Raw genomic sequence first — 20,655 nt, 5'->3', positions numbered from 1 at the left:
ACGTTTCATCGCCGATATGCAAAACGACACCGCGGCGTGACCGGGTGTCGTTTTCTCGTGATCAGGAGAAGAGGGCCGTCAGTTTTTCCCAGAGGAAAAAGCGCACTTCCACGTTCGGCTGAGCGGCCGTCGTCTCCCTGTCGTCTGTCGTCTGCCTTTCTTCGCCGGCCGGCTGCCGCTCCGTTTTCGCGACGTGACCTGCGGCTTCGTACGGATTCGCCGCTTGATCCGCTGCCGGTTGATCCGTTCGGCCGGGCGTTTCCGCATCGCCGAACCAGCGGGCTTCCAGGCGAGCCTGACGCCGTTCCTCGAAGGCGTCCCGTACGGCGTCGACGTCAGCGATCACAGCCGGTAGCGTCGGCTGCTCTGCCGCCGCCTCCGCTCGTCCGTCGGCTTGTCCTGACGGAGCGGGCTCGGTTGGGGACGCGGCGGACGCCGCCTGGACCGCGTCGCCGTTGGACATGTCGATGAAACAAAGCGGCGGAAACAGGACGCACCACCAGTTTTGCCCCTTCGCTTCGCCGATGCGGACGCGGAGCGCCTCGTAGTCCCCGGCGGGGTACACGTACGACCCGTACAGTTTGGTCGGGAACGGAACGCGGCCGAAATCAACCACGGCCGGGTAGGCAAAGCCCCGCTCCCGGATCGTCTTGTCCACAAGCTGCTGCAGTTCCGGCAGCCGGGCCGCCACCACCTGGCGGGCCTCCTCGTAGGAGCGGATCTCCGTGACCCACTCGTTCATCTGTGCGACAATCGCGTCGCGCACTTCCCGTTTCAGCCATTGATCCTGCAGGGAATCGCTGTTGGCGATAATCCGCAGCCGGATCGACTCCTGAGGGATCGGCCCGTTGTCCAGCACATTGGCCGCCGTAAGCTGTCCCTCCCAGCTCATCATCAACATCAAAACACTGAATGCCGCCAACCAGAACCGCTTCATGTTCATCCTACTCCCTTTCTCATACGGATGCTGCGAATCTCTTTTTCTAGCAACCAGTATGGACGGAATCTAGCGAAAACATACGCGGTTCTAACGAAACACATCGCGGTTCGCGACGGTTGCGAAACGAACGGCAACAACAATCGTGCTGCGCAAGTGACACGCGTCTCAGCGCTGAGAGACGGATGAACCCGCCCGCCCGACCACGACCCGCTCGATCCCCGCCAGATCGGGGACGATCTCCACCTCGTCGATCACGCCGGAAGCCTTCATCAGGCCAGCGACGTCACGGGACTGATGAATGCCCACTTCAAACGCGACGAGACCCGGCCGTTTCAGCACCGCAGGCAGCGCCTCGCACAGGCGGCGGTAGCAGTCCAGTCCGTCCGCCCCTCCATCCAGCGCCAGCCGGGGTTCGTACGCCCGCACTTCCGCGTCCAGCGTGTCGACCACGGCAGTCGGAATATAAGGAGGATTGGAGACCAGAATGTCCACCTGCAGCCCCTCCGCCACCAGCGGCTGGACGAGGTCTCCCTGCAAAAAGCGGACGTGGGCGCCCAACTGTTCCGCGTTTTCGCGGGCGATGGCGGTCGCGTCGGGTGAAAGATCCACCGTGCTCACCCGCCAGTGCGGCCGTTCGCAGGCGAGCGTGACACAAATGGCCCCGCTGCCCGTGCCGATGTCCGCAACGGCGAGCGGCTGCTCCGCCGGCCAGATGTCATCGGCCCGCCGCAACACCTGTTCCACCAGAATCTCCGTCTCCGGCCGGGGAATCAGCACACCGGGACGGACGCGAAAGGGACGGCCGTAGAACTCCTGCGTGCCGATCATGTACTGGATCGGTTCGCGGCGCGCCCGGCGCCGGCACAGGCCGATCAGGCGCTCCAGGGCGTCGGCGGGCATCGGTTCGCCCAGGGAAATCAAGTAGCGGGTGCGGTCCCACCCGAGGCAGTGGCGGAGCAGCAGCTCCGCTTCAAACGGCGGATCCGCCACGCCCGCCTCGCGTAAAAAGGAAGAAGCCCGTGCCAGGGCTTCCCGTACTGTCGTCACATCCGGCCACTCACGCTGTGCTTGCATGGCTCTTCAACAGCTCCGTCTGTTCGTGCATGATCAGGTTGTCGATGACTTCGTCCAGTTCGCCTTCCAGAATCGATTCCAGACGGTGCAGCGTCAGACCGATGCGGTGATCGGTGACGCGGCTCTGCGGAAAGTTGTAGGTGCGAATCCGCTCGCTGCGGTCGCCCGTCCCCACCAGGCTCTTGCGGGTGGCGTCCTGCTCCGCCATCTGCTGCTGCTGATAGTAGTCCAGCAGGCGGGCGCGCAGTACGCGCAGCGCCTTTTCCTTGTTGGAGTTCTGCGACTTTTCGTCCTGACAGGAGACCACGATGCCGGTCGGAATGTGGGTCACCCGCACCGCCGACTTTGTGGTGTTGACGCTCTGCCCGCCAGCGCCGCTGGAACAGAACGTGTCGATGCGGATGTCTTTTTCGTTCAGCTCTACTTCCACTTCTTCCGCTTCCGGCAGCACCAGGACCGTCGACGTGGAGGTGTGAATCCGCCCGCCCGACTCTGTGGCCGGAATGCGCTGCACGCGGTGCGCGCCGCTTTCAAACTTCAGCTTGCTGTAAGCCCCGCGCCCGCTGACGGAAAAGACGATTTCCTTGTAGCCGCCGATGTCCGTCGGGTTGGCTTCCAGCACTTCCACCTTGAAGCCGTGCCGCTCCGCGTAGCGGGTGTACATGCGGAACAAATCGGCCGCAAACAGCGCCGCTTCGTCGCCTCCCGCCGCCCCGCGGATCTCCATGATGACGTTTTTCTCGTCGTTCGGATCTTTCGGCAGCAGCAGGATTTTCAAACGGCCCTCAAGCTGTTCCTTGCGCTTGCTCAGATCGGAAATTTCCATCTTTACCATTTCGCGCATCTCGTCGTCCAGCTTTTCCTCCAGCATCGCCTTGGCATCCTCAAGCTGGCTTACGACCGATTTATATTCACGGTAGACGACCACGGTCTCTTCCAAAGAGGACTGCTCCTTGGACAGTTCGCGCAGTCGTTTCGTATCGTTGATGACGTCGGGGTCACAAAGGAGATTGGTCACTTCTTCATAACGCTCTTCAACCGCAGATAAGCGCTCGAACACTGCATTTCACCCCACCGTTAAAAATACTGTCTATTATAACAGATAAATTATAGAGGCAGATGTGGAAAAAGTCAAAACGGCTTCTTTCCAAGGTGATGATTGGAAAAAGCGTGCCGCAGCAGCACGAAAGAAACGGCAAAAGCAGGCAAACAGGCCCGGCATGGCCGAGCCTCCAGACTGAAGAAAGCGATTGCATCGAAGGAGAAGCATGTTTCCAGGCAGAGAAGTTGGTGAGCCCTGCCGGACGGAGCAGCGAGCTGCGGGAAAGAGAAGCGCCACCCTGGCATGGGCTGCGAAACGATGCGGCTGTGGCGATCCCCCGCAACCCGGTGCGGAGCAGGCCGGGCTGGTATCAGGTCCAGCCCGTGACCGGCGCAGCCTCGGACGGGGAATCAGCGATGGTATCCGTCGTTTGAGGTGATGTGAAAATCGTAGCGCGGCACTTTTTGACGCAGGGCGGCGATCACCTGCTGTTCGATGGACCGGGCCTGGGCGGCCGTCACGTTGGGGATCAGATCCAACGTAACATATGCGTTTCCGCCGCTCAGGGTGATTCGCGCGTTTTCCACGCCCGGCACCGATTTGGCCATGGCTTCCATGTTGTCCATATCGATCTGCGTGGAACGCACGTTGGAGTGGCCGATGATCACGTTGGGGTTTTGGTTGCGCCCCATCAAGCCGTCCCGGTCTTCCAGCGGAGACGCTCCGCGGTCGATGATGTCCCCGTCCCGGTCGCTTTTGATGGTCGCGTGCTGCTGTGGATCGTAACTTTGCGCGCCGTAGCTCCGCTCCTGCGGCATCGTCCGGCCGCACCCGGCGGTCAGGGGGGATGCCAACAAAACTGCGGCCAGCACGCCCAGGGTACTTTTCCAAAAGGACTGGCATCGCATAAAAAAGCCACCTCCTGTTTGCCTTATTGTGCGCATCGCAGGCGACGGCCATTCACAGGCAAACAGGGGAGGCCTTCACGACGAGAGCCCTCCAGTGGGGGCCATCCTCAGTACGCAGCCGGCGGGTGGTAGTAGTGGCGGCGGCAGACGCTGCTGTAGGTGTCGTTTCCGCCGATCTCGATCGTCTCTCCGGTGTAAACGGGCCGGCCGTCCTTGAACTTGAGGATGTGGGTCGCTTTTTTGTTGCAGTAGACGCACACGGTCTTGATCTCCTCGATCTTGTCCGCTTCGCACAGCAAATGGGAACTGCCCGGGAACAACTGGTTCTTGAAGTCTTTCAACAGCCCGTACACGATCACCGGGATGTCCAGCTCATCCACGATTTTGACCAACTGCTCCACATGCTGTTTGCCGAGAAACTGGCCTTCGTCCACCAGGACGCAGTGCGGCCGGCTCTCCTCCCCGGCGACGATCGCAAAGATGTCCGTATCGTCGCTGATCGGAATGGCTTCCCGGCTGATTCCCACACGCGAAGCCACCTTGCCGACACCGTACCGGTCGTCGATGGCCGGGGTAAACACCAGCACTTTTTTGCCTGACTGCTCGTAGTTGTGAGCCACCGTCAATAACTGGATTGATTTGGAAGCATTCATCGCCCCATAGCGAAAATAGAGTTGTGCCACCTGTCTGTCTCCCTTTGCGTTCATTTTCCCTTCCGGCGATGCCGCGCGGGCTCCCCCGTCTGCGTCATTCGTCCGGGCTTCTGGCTCTATTGTAGGGGTACATGCCGCAGAACGGAACGTTTTTTGCCGAAAAAGCAAAAACCAGGCAGCGATCCTGCCTGGTTCTTCTTCCCGATTAGGAAAGATTGTATTTGCGTTTGAAGCGGTCTACACGGCCGCCGGCATCTACGAATTTTTGCTTACCGGTGAAGAACGGGTGGCAGTTGGAGCAGATCTCCACGCGCAGCGCTTGCTTCACGGAGCCGGATTCGAATTCGTTGCCGCAGGCACACGTTACTTTCACAATGTTGTAGTTCGGGTGAATGCCTTGTTTCATCCTAATTACACCTCTTTTCCGCCCTGAATCGTTTGCCGAAACAGAGTTATATACAAACACACATACAAGATAGTAGCACGGTTCGGACCGAAATGCAACAGATTCGCGGTTACGCCATGTTTTTCCGGCGGCGCAGCTCCGCCGGCGGCACGTGCGTAAACGAGCCGATCACCACGTCTGGCAGCTCCTGCTGATAGATCTCGATCGCCTGCTTCATCCCGAACACTTCCCCCTTGGCCGGCGGAATCATCGCCAGGTAGCTCTCCGGATCGATGTTGAGATTGCGCAGTTGGATCAGCTTGATGCCGGTCCGGCGGATGAAGTTGATCATCGCCTCCATCTCCTCTTCGCGGTCAAAGACCCCCGGGAAACAGAGGTAGTTGATCGACGTGTACACGCCCTTGGAAGCGGCGTACTCCGCCGAGCGGGCCACGTTTTCCAGCGTGTAGTGGCGCGGCCGGTAGTAGGCGTTGTAGTGTTCGTCGATGGCGCTGATGATGCTGATCCGCATCAGGTCCAGTCCGGCGTCCACGATGCCTTTGATGTGGTCGGTCAGCCCGGCGTTGGTGTTGATGTTGATGTAGCCCATGTCGGTCTGCTCGCGGACGCGGCGCATCGCCGGAATGATGATGGAGGCCATCGTGGACGGCTCCCCTTCGCAGCCTTGGCCAAAGCTGATGATGCTCTCCGGCGTCCGCAGGTGATGGAGCATCACCTCCACCAGCTCGTCCTCCGTCGGCTTGAAGTTCATTCGCGTCTGCGGAGACGGGAAGCCGCTGTCCTCCGGCTGTTCGGAAATGCAGCCGTAACAGCCGGCGTTACAGGTGTAGGAGACCGGCAGACTGCCCTCCCAGCGGTTGAAAAAGTTGTTGGAGGCGGTCAGACACTCGTATTCCAGCGCACAGTGGGAGAGGTGGCGCAAAATCCGGTTGTTCGGAAACAGCTCCAGTGTCCGTTCCACCCGCTGGCGAAGCTCGTCCATCGGAAAGTTGAGCGGGTTCCATTGGTACGGATCATCGCTCTGCCGGCCGGCCACCCAGAAGCCGCCGTCTTTCCACACCACGGCCGTATAACCGAACAGAGGGAGCTTGCTGTTTTTGTCGGTCTTGATGTAGCCCGGCAGAAGCAGCCGGGTAAACCCCTGGGGAATCAAGGCGCCAACCGCCGTGTACCCGTCCAGCTTCACCATCTCGCCCGTGTCCGGGTCCATGCCGATCGGCACCGTGTCCGGCAGGCTGACCAGCGTCGCTCCCTCCGGCAGGGGAATCAGTTCGTCTTCCAAAATCTCCGTCAGGATATCGCCGTTACGTGCCACCGCGAGCAGTCCCGGGTGGTCGTAGACGTTGCCGTTTTCGTCTGCGTATACCAAATACATCGAAAAATCGCCTCGCTTTGTTCGCTCAGCCCATTGTAACGCAACGGCACGTCAAAGTAAATGTGAAGGGTTACCTGCTCAAGTAGCGCAGCGGATTGATCGGCACATCGTCCTGCCGCACCTCGAAGTGCAGATGGTACCCGGTGGAATCGCCGGTTCGCCCCATGTAGCCGAGAACCTCTCCCCGCTCCACATACTGGCCCGGCGACACGAGAATTTTGCGCATGTGGGCGTAGTAGGTTTGCAGCCCGTCTCCGTGATCGAGAATGACCATAAAGCCGTAGCCAGGATGGCCGCCCCCGGCTTCCACGACGACGCCTTCCTTGGCGGCGTGAATGGGGGTCCGTCCCTCGTCCTGGTTCCACATGTCGATTCCCTTGTGCATCTTCCCCCAGCGTGTGCCGAAGCCGCTGGTGACGGTCGCCTGCTTGACCGGCCAATCCAGCGCGCGGGAACGGCTTGACTGGCGGCTGGCCGCCTGCACCACGCCGCGCCGCTTCTGCCACTCCTTCGCCGTCACCGATTGCGAGTCGGTGACAGGGATCTGGATGGTTTGGCCGATGTAGAGGTTGTCCGACATCAGCCGAAGCAGCGGATTGCGCTCCAGCAGCAGTTCCTTGCTTACGCCGTACCGGCGGGCAATATTGTCCAAGGTCTCGCCGCGGCGGACGGAATGGGTCACGTCGCCCTGGCTGAGTTTCAGCTTCATGCCGATTCCCACGAGGTTGGGGTTGGCCATCCTGTTCAGTTCCACCAGTTGTTTCAGGGACAGGCCGTACCGGTGAGCAATGCCGGACAGCGTGTCGCCCGGCTGAACCGTATAGGTCATCACATCGCTCCGGTTGGCCGGGGTCGGCTTGGTCAGAGAGGCGTAGGGATTAAACGCCTGAAACAGCACCTGTTCCGCCACCGCCTGCTTGATCTCTTCCCTTCCGCCCCAATCGGCGGACATCTGCGCGAACTCCACAGCCGCTCCTCCTTTCTGCGGTTCCGCCTTTGCCATGGGCGCGGCGGCCGCCGCACGTTCCAGAAACTCTGCTTTTACCGTATGCCTGGTCCCGAAAAAAAATGACGGCGAGTTGGTTACCCCGCCGTCACGTTTGCTTGTTTTCCGCGAATTTTATTGGGTTCAAACGTCTGCAAAAATTCTTCGTTGGTCTTGGTCTCCGCCAGTCGTTTGAGGAACGAATCGACGAATTCCGGCGTTTCGTTCATGCTTTTGCGAATCGCCCACAGCTTTTCCAGCTCTTCTTTGGAAAGCAGCAGTTCTTCGCGGCGGGTGCCCGAGCGGCGAATGTCGATCGCCGGGAAGATGCGCCGTTCCGCCAGTTTGCGGTCCAGGTGCAGCTCCATGTTGCCCGTCCCTTTGAACTCTTCGTAAATCACGTCGTCCATGCGGGAGCCGGTCTCTACCAGCGCGGTCGCCAGGATGGTCAGGCTGCCGCCCTCCTCGATATTGCGGGCCGATCCGAAAAACCGCTTGGGCCGGTGAAACGCGGCCGGGTCGATCCCGCCGGACAGCGTCCGTCCGCTGGGCGGAATCACCAGGTTGTAGGCGCGCGCCAGACGGGTGATGGAGTCGAGCAGGATGACGACGTCCTTTTTGTGTTCCACCAATCGTTTTGCCCTCTCCAACACCAGTTCCGCCACTTTGATGTGGTTTTCCGGCAGCTCGTCAAACGTGGAGGCAACGACCTCCCCCTTGACGGAGCGCTGCATGTCGGTTACCTCTTCCGGCCGTTCGTCGATCAACAGGACAAACAGGTGAATGTCCGGCCGATTTTCCGTAATGCTGTTGGCGATCTCTTTGAGCAGCATGGTTTTTCCCGCTTTGGGCGGCGCCACGATCAAGCCGCGCTGGCCAAGCCCGACAGGGGCGATGAGGTCCATCAGGCGTGCGGAAATGCGCTCCGGGACGGTTTCCAAAACGAGTTTGTTTTGAGGGTATAACGGTGTCAAGGCGGGGAAGTGAAGGCGTTCGGCGGCTAATTCGGGGTCTTCTCCGTTTACGGCTTCCACCTGCAGCAGCCCGAAATACCGTTCGTTTTCCTTGGGCGGCCGCACCTTGCCGGATACCAGGTCCCCCATCCGCAGATCAAACCGGCGAATCTGCGACTGGGAGATGTAAATGTCCTCCGAGCTGGGGAGGTAGTTGATGGGGCGCAGGAATCCGTAGCCCTCGGGGAGGATTTCCAGCACCCCTTCCATAAACATCAGACCGTCCCGTTCCGCCCTGGCTCGCAGGATGGCAAAGATCAGTTCCTTTTTCTTCAGTTGGGAATAGTACGGGATCTGGTATTCCTTTGCCAGCTTGTACAGTTCGGTCAGCTTCTTTTCTTCTAGTTCGGAAAGTAACATGATTCCACCACTCTTTGTTTTCTCATCATCTATTCTCGTCCGATCGCCGCCTTACAATACCAGGCGGGGTTTGCGCTCCAAGCGGTGGTTTCCTTCGATAAAGCGGACGGTTCCCGTTTTGGCCCGCATGACGACGGAATGGGTCGTGGCGCGCATGCCTTGGAAACGCACGCCCCTGAGCAGCTCACCGTCGGTAACGCCGGTGGCGGCGAAGATGGCGTCATCCCCCTTCACCAGGTCGTCCATGTACAGGACCTGATGGGGATTGGCCAGTCCCATCCGCTTGCAGCGTTCGATCTCTTCTTCGTTTTGCGGCAGCAGCTTGCCCTGAATCTCGCCGCCGAGGCATTTGAGCGCAACGGCTGCCAATACGCCTTCGGGAGCGCCCCCGGATCCAAACAGGATGTCCACACCGGTATCGGGAAACGCCGTGTTGATCGCCGCGGCCACGTCCCCGTCGGAAATCAGCCGAATGCGCGCCCCGGCTTCCCTGATCTCGTGGATGATCCGTTGATGGCGGTCGCGATCCAGCACGATCGCCACCAGGTCGCTGATGTCCTTGCCCTGGGCCTGGGCCACCGCCTTCAGGTTGTCCCTGATCGGGGCGTTGATGTCCACTTTGCCCACCGCTTTCGGGCCGACGGCGATCTTCTCCATGTACATGTCCGGCGCGTGCAGCAGGTTGCCGCGGTCGGCGATGGCGATGACCGAGATGGCTCCCCAGGTCCCTTTGGCGACGATGTTGGTGCCCTCCAGCGGGTCGACGGCCACGTCTACGGCCGGTGCGACCCCCTGGCCCAACCGCTCTCCGATGTACAGCATCGGCGCTTCGTCCATTTCCCCTTCGCCGATGACGACGATCCCGTCCATCGGCACATTTTCAAACTCTTTGCGCATCGCCGTCGTCGCCGCGTCATCGGCCTCGTCTTTTTTGCCGAGGCCCATCCAGCGGGCGGACGCCAGCGCTGCCGCCTCCGTAACACGTACCAGTTCAAGCGTAAGACTGCGTTCCATTCTGGAAGACTCCTCTCCTGGCAATTGGTGAACGTGCGGTTACCGTGGGTGGCGCTCCATGCGGGGCAGACCGATCCGTTTCACATCGGCTCCCAGGCTTTGCAGCTTGCCCACCAGATTTTCGTAACCGCGATCGATGTGTTCCAATCCTTCCAGCTCCGTCGTGCCCTGCGTAGCCAGGCCGGCAATGACCAGCGCCGCGCCCGCGCGCAGGTCCGAGGCGACCACTTTGGCCCCGTTCAGCCGGCTGCCGCCCTCGATGACCGCCGAGCGCCCTTCCACTTTCAGATTGGCCCCCATGCGGCGCAGTTCGTCCACGTGGCGGAAACGGGCGCTGTAAATGTTGTCCGTCACGACGCTGGTGCCTGCGGCCAGCGTCAGCAGGGTCGTGATCGGCTGCTGCAAATCGGTCGGAAAACCGGGATACGGGCTGGTTTTCACGTCGATGGCGCGATAGAACTCCCGCCCGTTCACCTGAATACAGTCGTCCATTTCCAGCACTTCCGCCCCGATCTCCCGCAGCTTGGCGGTGACGGACTCCAGGTGTTTGGGGATGACGTTTTCCAAGGTAACGCTTCCCCGCGTCGCGGCAGCCGCGATCATGTAGGTGCCCGCCTCGATCCGGTCCGGGATGATCGTGTGGCGGCAGCCCCGCAGACGCTCCACTCCCTCGATCCGGATGATGTCGGTGCCGGCCCCCTTGATTTTGGCGCCCATGTTGTTCAGCAATGTGGCGACGTCGACGATTTCCGGCTCGCGGGCAGCGTTTTCAATAATCGTCACGCCCTCCGCCTTGGACGCAGCCAGCATGATGTTGATCGTCGCTCCGACGCTGACCAGGTCCAGGTAGATGCGCGCGCCTTTGAGGCGGCCGTTTTTGGCGCGAATGGTCATGACGCCGTTTTGGTTTTCCACCCGGGCTCCCAGCGCTTCAAAGCCCTTGATGTGCAAATCGACCGGACGCGGGCCGAGGTCGCAGCCGCCCGGCAAACCGACGCGGGCCTCGCCGAATTTGGCCAGAAGCGCTCCCCACAGGTAGTAGGAAGCCCGCAGCTTCTTGATGCGTCCGTTGGGCATCAGCATCAGCTTCATCGGACGGCCGTCCACTTCCATCCAGTCGTCCTCGAACAGCACGTCCGCACCCATTTCCTTCAGCAGCTCACAGTAGATTTCCACGTCCTGAATATGCGGCAGATTTTCAATCACCACCGGCCCGTCTGCCAGGAGCGCGGCAGGAATCAGGGCAACGGCGCTGTTTTTGGCTCCGCTGATGGAAACCGAACCCTCGAGTCGCTTCCCACCGTTGATGATCAGCTTTTCCATGCTTAGCTCTCCTCAGGCGTAATCGGGAAAGAAGCACCTTCCCCAACGGAAAAGGTGCTTAGGCCTTTTACACATTCGTTCTTACTTTTGCATGCTCGCCCAGTCCGCGAGAAACTTCTCCAGACCGCTGTCGGTCAGCGGATGAGCAATCAGTTGTTTGAACACTTTGTAGGGGATTGTGGCGAAATGAGCGCCGCGGCGCGCCGCTTCCGTCACGTGAACGGGGTGGCGAACAGAGGCGGCGATAATTTCCGTCTCCAGACCGTGAACGGAAAAGATTTCGGCAATGTCTTCGATCAACTGCATGCCGTCGTGGCCGATGTCGTCCAGACGGCCCAGGAACGGGGAAACGTAGGTAGCGCCGGCCCGTGCCGCCAGCAGCGCCTGGTTGGCGGAGAACACCAGCGTGACGTTGGTGCGGATCTTCCGCTTGGCGAAGTGCTTGACAGCCTTCAGGCCTTCCGCCGTCATCGGGACCTTGATCACGATGTTCTTGGACAGGGAAGCCAGCTTCTCCCCTTCCTCGATCATGCCCTTGGCGTCCGTGCTGATCACTTCCGCGCTGATCGGGCCGTCCACGATGTCGATGATTTCCTTCAGCGTTTCGATGAAATCGCGCCCTTCCTTGGCAACGAGCGACGGGTTGGTCGTCACGCCGGACACCACGCCCCACTCGTGAATCTCGCGTATTTCTTCGACGTTAGCCGTATCAATCAAAAAGCGCATGATGTGTACCTCCTTGGTTACGCGCGGTTGCTGCTTCCGAACAGGCGCATTTTCCCTTTGACGACTTCCTTGATCGCTTCGCGGGCCGGTCCCAGGTATTTGCGCGGGTCAATTTCGTTCGGCTTGGCAGCGAGGATTTTGCGTACCGTTTCGGTGCATGCGACTTGGCTTTCGGTATTCACGTTGATTTTGCCGACGCCCAGGCTGATCGATTTCTTGATCGCTTCGTCCGGTACGCCGGAGCCGCCGTGCAGCACGATCGGAGCGCCGATGTTGCTTGCCACTTTTTCGATGATGTCAAAGCGGATTTTCGGCTCCCCTTTGTACATGCCGTGTGCCGTTCCGACAGCAATGGCCAGATAGTCTACTTTGGTTTCTTCCCAGAAGCGGATCGCTTCTTCCGGATTTGCCAGGGTAGCGTCTTCTTCATCCACGGACAGGTCGTCCTCTACCCCGCCGATGGTACCCAGCTCGCCTTCCACGGAAACGCCGACCGCATGGGCAGCTTCGACAACCTGTTTGGTCAGGCGAATGTTCTCTTCGTACGGATGGTGGGACCCGTCGAACATCACGGAAGAAAAACCGGCACGGATACATTTCATCACGATGTCAAAGTTGCTGCCGTGGTCCAGGTGCAGGGCAACCGGAACACCTGCGCGCTCCGCCGCCGCCTTGGCCATCGCCACGGTAAACTCGAGCCCCATGTACTTCAGCGCGCCTTCGGATACGCCGAAAATCACCGGGGATTTCTCTTCGATCGCTGCCTCCGTAATCGCTTGCGTGAACTCCAGGTTGTTGAGGTTGAACTGTCCGACAGCGTATTTATGCTTCTTGACGTCTTCGGTAAAAGCGGTCATAGGTACCAGTGGCATTGATAATCCTCCTTAGCAGACTCTGTAACGTGGCCTATTATACCACATGAATCCGCGCGTTAACAGGTACGCTTGTCCGGGGTGTCGATCCCGGGTGTCTCTAACAAGCCAACTGCTGGTGCACGGCCATGCGCAGCTCGTCGATGTCAAACGGCTTCGTGAAGTGAGTCAACGCTCCCAGCTGTGTCGCTTCTTTGATCATGTCCAGCTCGCCGTAAGCGGTCATCATGATCACCTTGATGTCCTGGTTGATCTTTTTGATGTGCTTCAAAATCTCAATGCCGTCCATGCCGGGGATTTTCATATCGAGGATCACCAGATCAGGCGACTCCTTTTCCACGATCTCCAGGGCCATTTTGCCGTTGGCGGCCTGGAACGTTTTGTAGCCTTCCTTGCCAAGCACCTCGTACAGCAGGATGCGAATGCCGTACTGATCGTCCACAACCAACACTTTTTTCTCCCGTTTATCCTGCATGGTTTCCTATCCCCCTGCTCAAAAGACCGTTTTACTTAAATAACCTTGATTCGCCTAAAATCAGGAAAATCCTGCAACGGCAGGTGGAAAATTTCCCGCGCAGCCGCTTTCGAGTATAATGGAGAATGACCATTTTCGACGCATGCAAGGGGACTGAACCCGTATGAATACGGTTTGGCTGATTTGCCTGTTTACGTTTGTAATCCACGCCACGGAGACGCTTTCGTTCGCCATTCGCCTGGCCGGCGTGCAGACGGCGCGGCTGGCCGTCGCGCTGTCTCTGACCGGCATGGTTCTGCTCGTCTCCCGCACCGCCAACCTGATGCAGAGTCCGTTTACCGGCGGACTGATTGACCGGGCGGCCGTCAGTCATGCGGACGTGGCCCCCGACCTTCACATGATCATCGGTGCCGCGTCGCTGGGCACGCTGGCGGCCATTCTCTTGTTTCCCACCTGCATCCAGCTCTCGAAGCGGCTGATCGCCCACCTGGAACTGGCCGGTTCCATCCCGCAGATGCTGCGGACGTCCGTCACGGTCCACAGCATTCGCCACGTCCGGCATCACATCCGCTTCCCCCGCTGGCGGGCGCTGTTGCGGTTTCGCTTCCGGGGCATTCCCAAACGGCTGCTGCTGCTCAACTGCGTCGTCACCGGCATCTACACTTCCAGCATCCTGTCCGTCCTGTACGCGTCGCTGCTCGCGCCCGCCTTCAAGGCGACGGTGCTGATGTCCTCGGGCCTGATCAACGGCTTTGCCACCATCATCATGGCCGTTCTGGTCGACCCGCAGGTGGCGCTGCTGACGGACAAGGCCCTGCAGGGACAAGCCCCGACCGAGTCGATCCGGGACACGTATCTGTGGCTGATGGTGTCCCGTTTCTTCGGCACGATCCTGGCCCAGTTCCTGCTCGTGCCGGCGGCCCACTGGGTGGCCTGGCTGGCCCCGCTGTTCCATTAGCGGTCGCCTGACCGGCGGGACGGGACTGGCGCCGGGCGAAACCGCCCAACGGAAGAACGGTTCGGGCCCAACCGAGACAGCGCTCCCGCCCTTTTTCGGTCCTGGACAAAAAGACGCACCCACGGAGAAGTCTGGTATTATCCCCTTTGAGTAGACAGTAAAAAGCAAGTCCCTTACTGTTAACTCGGAGGGGATTTTCTATGGGGAAAATACGCAAGACGTATCCAATTGAAATAAAGAGAAAAGCGGTACATTTATACCTTGATGGCGACAAAAGTTATAAAACCATCGCAAAGGAACTTGGCATCTCAGATAAAAACATTGTGATGAGATGGGTCAAGCATTTTGAGAATGAAGGGATGAAGGGACTCGAAGAAAAACGAGGGAAAGCGGTTGGACCGAGGAAAGGAAGGCCGAGAAAATGTCTTTTCACCCTAGAAGAGGAAAACTTGAGATTGCGAGCTGAGAATGAATATCTAAAAAAGTGGCTCGGACTCGAAAGGCGGTGAAGAAGCAAAAAGAACAATCAAAATCTTACTCCATCATCCATGAAATGATGGGAACATACTCCGTTTCCTTGCTGTGCTCGGTATCCGGTGTATCACGGAGTGGCTTTTACAAGTGGGTAAAACAGCAGCAGAATCCGTCTCGAAAAATGGTGGAAGACGAGAAATTGAAAGAAATGATTAGGGAATGCCATCAAGAAGTAAACGGCATTTACGGGTACCCGCGAGTAACGGTTTGGCTAACTCAAAGATATGGTATACACGTAAATCGTAAGCGTGTGTATCGACTCATGAAGGAAATGGGGATCCAGGCACGTATTCGCAGGAAACGGAAATTCTTTGGCCGCAAAGAGCAAGTTGTCATTTCCGAAAACAAACTGAACCGTGATTTTATCGCTTCCCGTCCTAACGAAAAATGGGTTACAGATATTACCTATCTGATCTTCAATGGACGTCGACTCTATCTCTCCGTCATTTACGACCTTTTCAACAACGAAGTCGTCGCCTACAGGATAAGTAAACGGAATGACATACGGCTTGTCATGGACACGGTAAAGGCAGCCATAAAAAAAGGAGATGTGAGTGGAGTCCTGTTGCATAGCGACCAAGGATTCCAGTACACATCCCGACAATATCATAACCTACTCAAACAATATAACATTACCGCAAGTATGTCCAGAAAGGGAAATTGTCTGGACAACGCTTGTATGGAGAGTTTTTTCAGCCATCTGAAATCAGAATGCATGTATTTGCACAACTTCAAGACGGATGAAGAAGTACATCACGCTGTTGATCGCTATATTCGTTTTTACAATCACAAACGTTTTCAATCCCGGTTACATAACCTGAGCCCGGTACAATACCGAGCTCAGGCATCTTGAACTAGGGCTTGTTTAAAGTCTGTCTACTTGACAGGGGTAATACCAGTCCGCAGGTGCGTCTTTTTTGTTTGGGTCCGGCCCGCGCCGCTTAGCGCTTGTGAGCCAGCGAAGCCTTCACAAATTCGCGGAACAGCGGCTGCGGACGGTTCGGACGGGAGGTAAATTCCGGATGGAACTGCGTGGCCAGGAACCACGGATGGTCCGGAATCTCCACGATCTCCACCAGACGGCCGTCCGGGGAGGTGCCCGCAAAGCGCATGCCCAACTGGGCCAACTGATCGCGGTACTCGTTGTTCACTTCGTAGCGGTGACGGTGGCGTTCGTACACCAGCGTGCTCTGGTACGCCTTTTCGGCCAGGCTACCCGGCTCCACTTTGGTCGGTCCCAGGCCGAGACGCATGGTGCCGCCTTTGTCCTCGATCTCTTTCTGTTCCGGCAGGAGGTCGATCACCGGGTATTTCGTATCCGGATTGATCTCCGAACTGTTGGCGCCGTCCAAACCGGCCACGTGGCGGGCAAATTCGATGACGGCGATCTGCATGCCCAGACAGATGCCCAAAAACGGCACCTTGTTTTCGCGGGCGTAGCGGGTAGCGGTAATCTTTCCTTCGATGCCGCGGTCGCCGAATCCGCCCGGCACGAGAATGCCGTTTACGTCGCCCAGCAGTTCATGCACGTTTTCCGGCGTCACTTCTTCGGCGCTCACCCACTTGATCTCCACGTTGCTGTCGTTGGCATAGCCGCCGTGGTAGAGCGCCTCCGCGACGGAGAGGTATGCGTCGTGCAGCTCCACGTACTTGCCGACGATAGCGATGCGGGTGGTGTGCGACAGGTTTTTGATCTTGTTGACCAGCGCTTTCCACTCGGTCATGTCCGCTTCCTTGCAGGTGAGTCCCAGGTGGCGGCAGACGTAGTCGTCCAGACCCTGTGCCTGAAGCTGCAGCGGCACGTCGTACAGGGTTTCGGCGTCTACGCATTCGATCACCGCGTTTTTGTCGATGTCACAGAACAGCGCCAGCTTGTCCTTCATCTCCTGGGACAGCGGGTGTTCGGTGCGGGTGACGATGACATTGGGCTGGATGCCCAGGCTGCGCAGTTCCTTGACGCTGTGCTGCGTCGGCTTGGTTTTCATCTCGCCGGCAGCCTTGATATACGGGATCAGGGTGACGTGAATGTACATGACATTTTCGCGGCCGATGTCGCTCTTGATCTGGCGGATCGCCTCCAGGAACGGCAGGCTCTCGATGTCGCCCACGGTGCCGCCGATCTCGGTGATGACCACGTCGGCGCCGGTTTCACGTCCCGCACGGAAGACGCGCTCCTTGATCTCGTTGGTAATGTGCGGAATGACCTGAACGGTGCCGCCCAGATAGTCGCCGCGGCGCTCCTTGGCGATGACGGCGGAGTAGATTTTCCCGGTGGTCACGTTGGAGTTGGCGCTCAGGTTGATGTCAATGAAGCGCTCGTAGTGCCCCAGGTCGAGGTCCGTTTCCGCCCCGTCGTCGGTGACGAACACTTCGCCGTGCTGGTACGGGCTCATCGTCCCCGGGTCGACGTTGATGTATGGGTCAAATTTTTGGATGGTTACCTTCAAGCCTCTGTTTTTCAGGAGTCGGCCCAGAGAAGCCGCAGTAATCCCTTTTCCCAACGAGGATACAACCCCGCCTGTCACAAAAATGTACTTCGTCATGATTTACGTCCCCTCTTTCCCCTGTTCCTTGATGGATGTACTGATAAACAACGATGAAGACGGCTCCAAAAAAAGAAAAAACAAAAGCGGTTCCCACCCCGATACGGCTCGGGCAGGGGGCACTTTTGTTTTGTAGTTTCCCATATTTAATCCTTCTTCATGTGAAGCCCAAGGAGTATTTTATCTGTCTCTCAAGCGGAAGTCAAGATTCTAAAAATCCTCCGCGTCCTCGTCCACTTCCGCGATGGCATCCTCGCTGTCCACGTCTTCGTCTTCAAACAGGTCTTCGTCTTCCACGATCTCTTCTTCATCGTCCAGTTCGGGGTCGAGATCGTCATCCAGCGCCTCGTCGTCCAGGAACTCTTCGTCGTCTTCGAAGATGGCGATTTCGTCCTCTTCGAACTCTTCGACGATGTCTTCCTCGATCTCGTAATCGTCGAAGTCGTCGTCGAGGAGCACCTTCTTCTTCTTGCCGCCCTCCTGGGTTTCTTCCACGGCGTCTGTCGGGTACCACCGTTTCAATCCCCAGGTGTTGTCGCCCAGGCAGACAAACCGGCCGTCGATGTTGATTTCGGTATATACTTGTGCAATAATGGCCATCTTTTGCTCTTCGGTCATTCCGCGCAGGGCAGCCAATTCGTCCATCAGCTCGCGGAAGTTGTACGGGCGATTGGTTTCGCGCAAAATCTCGTACGCGATGTCAACCAATGCCATTTCACTCATTTTTTCACGGTCCATATGTGCAAGCAATTGACTCACCCAGGGCACGTCCTTTCATTGGAAAACTTGGCGTTCAGTCAAGGCTCTCGCCGTACGGCCGAGACCTTGGTCTCGTTCAACGGTAAATAGGCTATCTTACAGTATTCATTATTTTAGACAAAAATGCAAGGAATTCAAACGGTTTTTCTGACGCCCCGAGACGTCACGTCATCATCCGGAAGGACAGGAAGCAGAGGAAAAATCCTGCATAATCATCCAATATGTGGGACATACCTAACATCGTAACTCGCAGGAGCGGAGGGGTGGCAGTGAAAGACGACAGACAGTTGGCCGGCAGCTTCTTCCTGGTGATGGTTTTGGGCGCCCTGATGATTGTCGGGTGGGTCAGCATTTTTGAACTGTATCTCAGTCGGCAGTAGGAAGGAGACAGGACGGTGCAGGGAATTGATTTGCCTCGTTACGAAAAGATCTGGTTGTGGTTCGGCGTCATCACCCTCATCATTTTTCTGCTCGTCACCGGGATCATGGCTTTCGCGATGGACAGGCACCCGGCTGACGGTCACGAGCGGACGGTCGCCCCGGACCAGGTATTAAGCACGGCGCCGTTTGACAAACCGGGCGTCTATCCTGTCGGGGACAAGGAGTATCAGATCGTCATGGTGGCCCGGGCCTTCAACTACCTGCCGGCCGCCCCGACCGTTCCGGCGGGATCCACCGTTCATTTTCGCGTGACCAGCCCCGATGTCATTCACGGCGTTGCCATACCGGGAACCAACGTAAACCTGATGGTCGTCCCGGGGCATGTCACGGAATTTACCTATACCTTCAAGAAGCCGGGAGAGTATTTGCTTTTGTGCAACGAATACTGCGGCATCGGCCATCAGGTCATGATGGCCAAAATGGTGGTTCAATAAAACACGGGTGGAGTTGTTGAAGATGAGTGACTTGCAAACCACCGGCTTTGGCGGTGCCACAGTCGGCAAAAGCGATTTTCGCTTTCAGCGCAATGACCAACTGCTGATTCAGGCCCATATCGGCTTTGCCTATCTGGCCCTGCTGCTTGGAGCAGTGGCCGGCGTGCTGCAGACCCTGCAGCGGACCGGCGTGATTACCTTGCCGTCGGCGCTGGGCTACTATCAACTGCTCACCCTGCACGGGGTAAGCCTGGCCCTTGTCTTCACCACCTTTTTCATCATCGGGTTTCTCTTTTCGGGGGTGGCCAAAACAACGGGAGGGGAGCTGAGACCACGGGAACGGGCATGGGGATGGACAGGCTTCGTCCTGATGGCGGCGGGTACCGTTCTTGCGCTCATTCCCATCCTCACGAATGACGCGTCCGTGCTCTACACCTTTTACGCACCGCTCAAAGCCTCCCCGCTGTTCTACTTCGGCCTGACCGCCGTCGTGGTCGGAAGCTGGAGCAGCAGCGTCACCGTCTTTTCCGCCTTCCGCAGATGGAGGCGCGCTCATCCCGGCGAATCGTCCCCGCTGTTTGCCTACATGGCTGTCGCGACGATGATCTTGTGGGTCATCTGCACCCTCGGCGTCGCGATCGAAATGCTGTTCCAGCTGATTCCCTGGTCGATGGGGTGGACAGAACGGGTGGATGTCAGCCTGAGCCGGACGCTGTTCTGGTATTTCGGTCACGCCCTGGTCTACTTCTGGCTGCTGCCGGCCTACATCTATTGGTACGTCAACATCCCCCGGCTGGTAAAAGGGCACATCTTCAGCAATTCGCTGCCCCGGTTGACGTTTATCCTGTTTATCCTCTACTCCATACCGGTCGGGCTGCATCACCAGTTCAACGAGCCGGGCATTGATTCCGTCTGGAAGTTTGTGCAGACCGTTCTCACCTTTTTCGTGGTCATCCCCTCGTTTTTAACGGCATTTTCCCTTTTGGCCACGTTCGAATTGGCCGGCCGCTCTCAAGGGGGAAAAGGGCTGCTGGGGTGGTTCACCAAACTGCCGTACAAGGACGTTCGCTTTCTCGCGCCGTTTCTCGGCATGATCCTGTTCGTTCCGGCCGGAATCGGCGGGATTATCAATGCCAGCTATCAATTAAACCAGGTGGTTCACAACACGTTATGGGTAACCGGCCACTTTCATCTTACCCTGGCCTCCAGTGTCGTCCTGACGTTTTTTGGCATATCCTACATGCTGATTCCGGTACTTCGCGGCCGGACGCTGACCCGGGCGATGAATCATCTGGGGATCGTCCAGGCGTTTACCTGGGTGATCGGGATGGCGCTCATGTCGGGCGGGATGCACGCTGTCGGGCTCTTGGGGGAACCGAGGCGAATCAGTTACACGACGTACGGCGACCATCCTGTTGCCCAGATGTGGATCCCTTACCGTCAGGCGATGGCGCTGGGCGGGGGCATCCTGTTCACGGGGATTGTGCTGTTTCTGATTATCGCCACATACCTGTGGTTCTTTGCGCCGAAAACGGAAACCCCCAACGAATATCCCATCGGTGAGGTCACCCCTGATCAACCCAAACCGCCGTTCTTTCTGGAACGCTGGTCCATCTGGATCGGTGTGGCCGTCGGCTTGATCCTGTTTGCCTACACGATGCCCTTTGTGCAGTTGTTCATCCACCCCGCTCCCGGCGCGCTGCCGATGCGGACGTGGTAGCAGCTTGGCCCGGCTTTTTACCGGCCGGGCCTGCATCCACGCCGACACTCCCCGGCAGCGGAACGAAAAAAGGCCCGCCGCGCGGAAGCAGCTTGCTTTC

At 58.2% G+C, this 20,655-nt stretch carries 21 protein-coding genes; 5 read left to right on the top strand and 16 right to left on the bottom strand.

Going from position 1 to position 20,655, the window contains the following annotated elements; all coding sequences use genetic code 11:
- Window positions 1–61: 61 nt before the first annotated feature.
- The 14 genes from spoIIR to A6764_RS02560 all read right to left on the bottom strand — a co-directional run bounded on the left by spoIIR (window position 62) and on the right by A6764_RS02560 (window position 13,166).
- The gene (gene spoIIR, locus A6764_RS02625) at window positions 62–937 is read right to left on the bottom strand and encodes a stage II sporulation protein R (RefSeq protein WP_264622383.1); all 876 of its coding nucleotides are present in this window, start codon (window positions 935–937) and stop codon (window positions 62–64) included.
- Between the two features lie 168 nt (window positions 938–1,105).
- Window positions 1,106–2,014 carry a peptide chain release factor N(5)-glutamine methyltransferase gene (gene prmC / locus A6764_RS02620; protein WP_264622382.1) on the bottom strand — a complete coding sequence of 303 codons (909 nt, stop codon included), beginning with the start codon at window positions 2,012–2,014 and terminating at the stop codon, window positions 1,106–1,108.
- Window positions 1,998–3,074, bottom strand: a complete 1,077-nt coding sequence (gene prfA / locus A6764_RS02615; RefSeq protein ID WP_065067442.1) for a peptide chain release factor 1 — start codon at window positions 3,072–3,074, stop codon at window positions 1,998–2,000. Before prfA ends, prmC begins: the two co-directional genes overlap by 17 nt.
- A gap of 392 nt (window positions 3,075–3,466) precedes the next feature.
- Complete coding sequence (locus A6764_RS02610) at window positions 3,467–3,964, bottom strand: sporulation protein (RefSeq protein WP_029100394.1); 498 nt, start codon at window positions 3,962–3,964, stop codon at window positions 3,467–3,469.
- 107 nt (window positions 3,965–4,071) lie between these two features.
- A complete protein-coding gene (locus A6764_RS02605) occupies window positions 4,072–4,647 on the bottom strand; it encodes a thymidine kinase (protein ID WP_029100395.1) in 576 nt (191 codons plus the stop codon).
- Window positions 4,648–4,822: 175 nt separating this feature from the next.
- A complete protein-coding gene (gene rpmE, locus A6764_RS02600) occupies window positions 4,823–5,023 on the bottom strand; it encodes a 50S ribosomal protein L31 (RefSeq protein WP_029100396.1) in 201 nt (66 codons plus the stop codon).
- A gap of 109 nt (window positions 5,024–5,132) precedes the next feature.
- A complete protein-coding gene (locus A6764_RS02595) occupies window positions 5,133–6,398 on the bottom strand; it encodes a radical SAM family protein (RefSeq protein WP_044898631.1) in 1,266 nt (421 codons plus the stop codon).
- A 70-nt stretch (window positions 6,399–6,468) separates the two neighbouring features.
- The gene (locus A6764_RS02590) at window positions 6,469–7,365 is read right to left on the bottom strand and encodes a peptidoglycan DD-metalloendopeptidase family protein (protein WP_029100398.1); all 897 of its coding nucleotides are present in this window, start codon (window positions 7,363–7,365) and stop codon (window positions 6,469–6,471) included.
- Between the two features lie 116 nt (window positions 7,366–7,481).
- A complete protein-coding gene (gene rho / locus A6764_RS02585) occupies window positions 7,482–8,756 on the bottom strand; it encodes a transcription termination factor Rho (protein ID WP_029100399.1) in 1,275 nt (424 codons plus the stop codon).
- 51 nt (window positions 8,757–8,807) lie between these two features.
- Window positions 8,808–9,770 carry a class II fructose-bisphosphatase gene (glpX, locus tag A6764_RS02580; protein ID WP_029100400.1) on the bottom strand — a complete coding sequence of 321 codons (963 nt, stop codon included), beginning with the start codon at window positions 9,768–9,770 and terminating at the stop codon, window positions 8,808–8,810.
- 39 nt (window positions 9,771–9,809) lie between these two features.
- The gene (locus tag A6764_RS02575) at window positions 9,810–11,093 is read right to left on the bottom strand and encodes a UDP-N-acetylglucosamine 1-carboxyvinyltransferase (protein WP_029100401.1); all 1,284 of its coding nucleotides are present in this window, start codon (window positions 11,091–11,093) and stop codon (window positions 9,810–9,812) included.
- A gap of 81 nt (window positions 11,094–11,174) precedes the next feature.
- Window positions 11,175–11,819 carry a fructose-6-phosphate aldolase gene (gene fsa / locus A6764_RS02570; RefSeq protein WP_029100402.1) on the bottom strand — a complete coding sequence of 215 codons (645 nt, stop codon included), beginning with the start codon at window positions 11,817–11,819 and terminating at the stop codon, window positions 11,175–11,177.
- A 17-nt stretch (window positions 11,820–11,836) separates the two neighbouring features.
- The gene (fba, locus tag A6764_RS02565) at window positions 11,837–12,691 is read right to left on the bottom strand and encodes a class II fructose-1,6-bisphosphate aldolase (RefSeq protein WP_035296127.1); all 855 of its coding nucleotides are present in this window, start codon (window positions 12,689–12,691) and stop codon (window positions 11,837–11,839) included.
- Between the two features lie 100 nt (window positions 12,692–12,791).
- Window positions 12,792–13,166, bottom strand: a complete 375-nt coding sequence (locus tag A6764_RS02560; RefSeq protein WP_029100404.1) for a response regulator — start codon at window positions 13,164–13,166, stop codon at window positions 12,792–12,794.
- Between the two features lie 163 nt (window positions 13,167–13,329).
- Between A6764_RS02560 and A6764_RS02555 the strand changes: the two genes are divergently transcribed.
- The 3 genes from A6764_RS02555 (at window position 13,330) to A6764_RS02545 (ending at window position 15,511) form a co-directional block, all read left to right on the top strand.
- Window positions 13,330–14,124 carry a lipid II flippase Amj family protein gene (locus tag A6764_RS02555; RefSeq protein WP_065067444.1) on the top strand — a complete coding sequence of 265 codons (795 nt, stop codon included), beginning with the start codon at window positions 13,330–13,332 and terminating at the stop codon, window positions 14,122–14,124.
- A gap of 200 nt (window positions 14,125–14,324) precedes the next feature.
- Window positions 14,325–14,633 carry a transposase gene (locus tag A6764_RS02550; protein ID WP_065068441.1) on the top strand — a complete coding sequence of 103 codons (309 nt, stop codon included), beginning with the start codon at window positions 14,325–14,327 and terminating at the stop codon, window positions 14,631–14,633.
- Entirely contained in the window at window positions 14,630–15,511 is an 882-nt protein-coding gene (locus A6764_RS02545) for an IS3 family transposase (RefSeq protein WP_264622263.1), read from the top strand. Before A6764_RS02550 ends, A6764_RS02545 begins: the two co-directional genes overlap by 4 nt.
- Before the next feature lie 88 nt (window positions 15,512–15,599).
- On the opposite strand, the gene A6764_RS02540 is transcribed toward A6764_RS02545, so the two are convergent.
- Entirely contained in the window at window positions 15,600–17,201 is a 1,602-nt protein-coding gene (locus A6764_RS02540; protein ID WP_029100406.1) for a CTP synthase, read from the bottom strand.
- Window positions 17,202–17,411: 210 nt separating this feature from the next.
- Window positions 17,412–17,960: a DNA-directed RNA polymerase subunit delta gene (gene rpoE / locus A6764_RS02535; RefSeq protein WP_029100407.1), complete on the bottom strand. Its 549-nt coding sequence runs from the start codon at window positions 17,958–17,960 to the stop codon at window positions 17,412–17,414.
- Window positions 17,961–18,355: 395 nt separating this feature from the next.
- On the opposite strand from rpoE, the gene A6764_RS02530 reads away from it, so the two are divergent.
- Together A6764_RS02530 and A6764_RS02525 are read left to right on the top strand one after the other, a co-directional pair.
- The gene (locus A6764_RS02530) at window positions 18,356–18,835 is read left to right on the top strand and encodes a cytochrome c oxidase subunit II (RefSeq protein WP_319800797.1); all 480 of its coding nucleotides are present in this window, start codon (window positions 18,356–18,358) and stop codon (window positions 18,833–18,835) included.
- Between the two features lie 22 nt (window positions 18,836–18,857).
- Window positions 18,858–20,555 carry a b(o/a)3-type cytochrome-c oxidase subunit 1 gene (locus tag A6764_RS02525; protein ID WP_065067445.1) on the top strand — a complete coding sequence of 566 codons (1,698 nt, stop codon included), beginning with the start codon at window positions 18,858–18,860 and terminating at the stop codon, window positions 20,553–20,555.
- The last annotated feature ends 100 nt before the right edge of the window (window positions 20,556–20,655 follow it).

The sequence above is a fragment of the Brevibacillus sp. WF146 genome (genome assembly GCF_001673705.2).
Lineage (GTDB): Bacteria > Bacillota > Bacilli > Brevibacillales > Brevibacillaceae > Brevibacillus > Brevibacillus thermoruber.
This window is presented reverse-complemented; position numbering and strand designations above follow the sequence as displayed.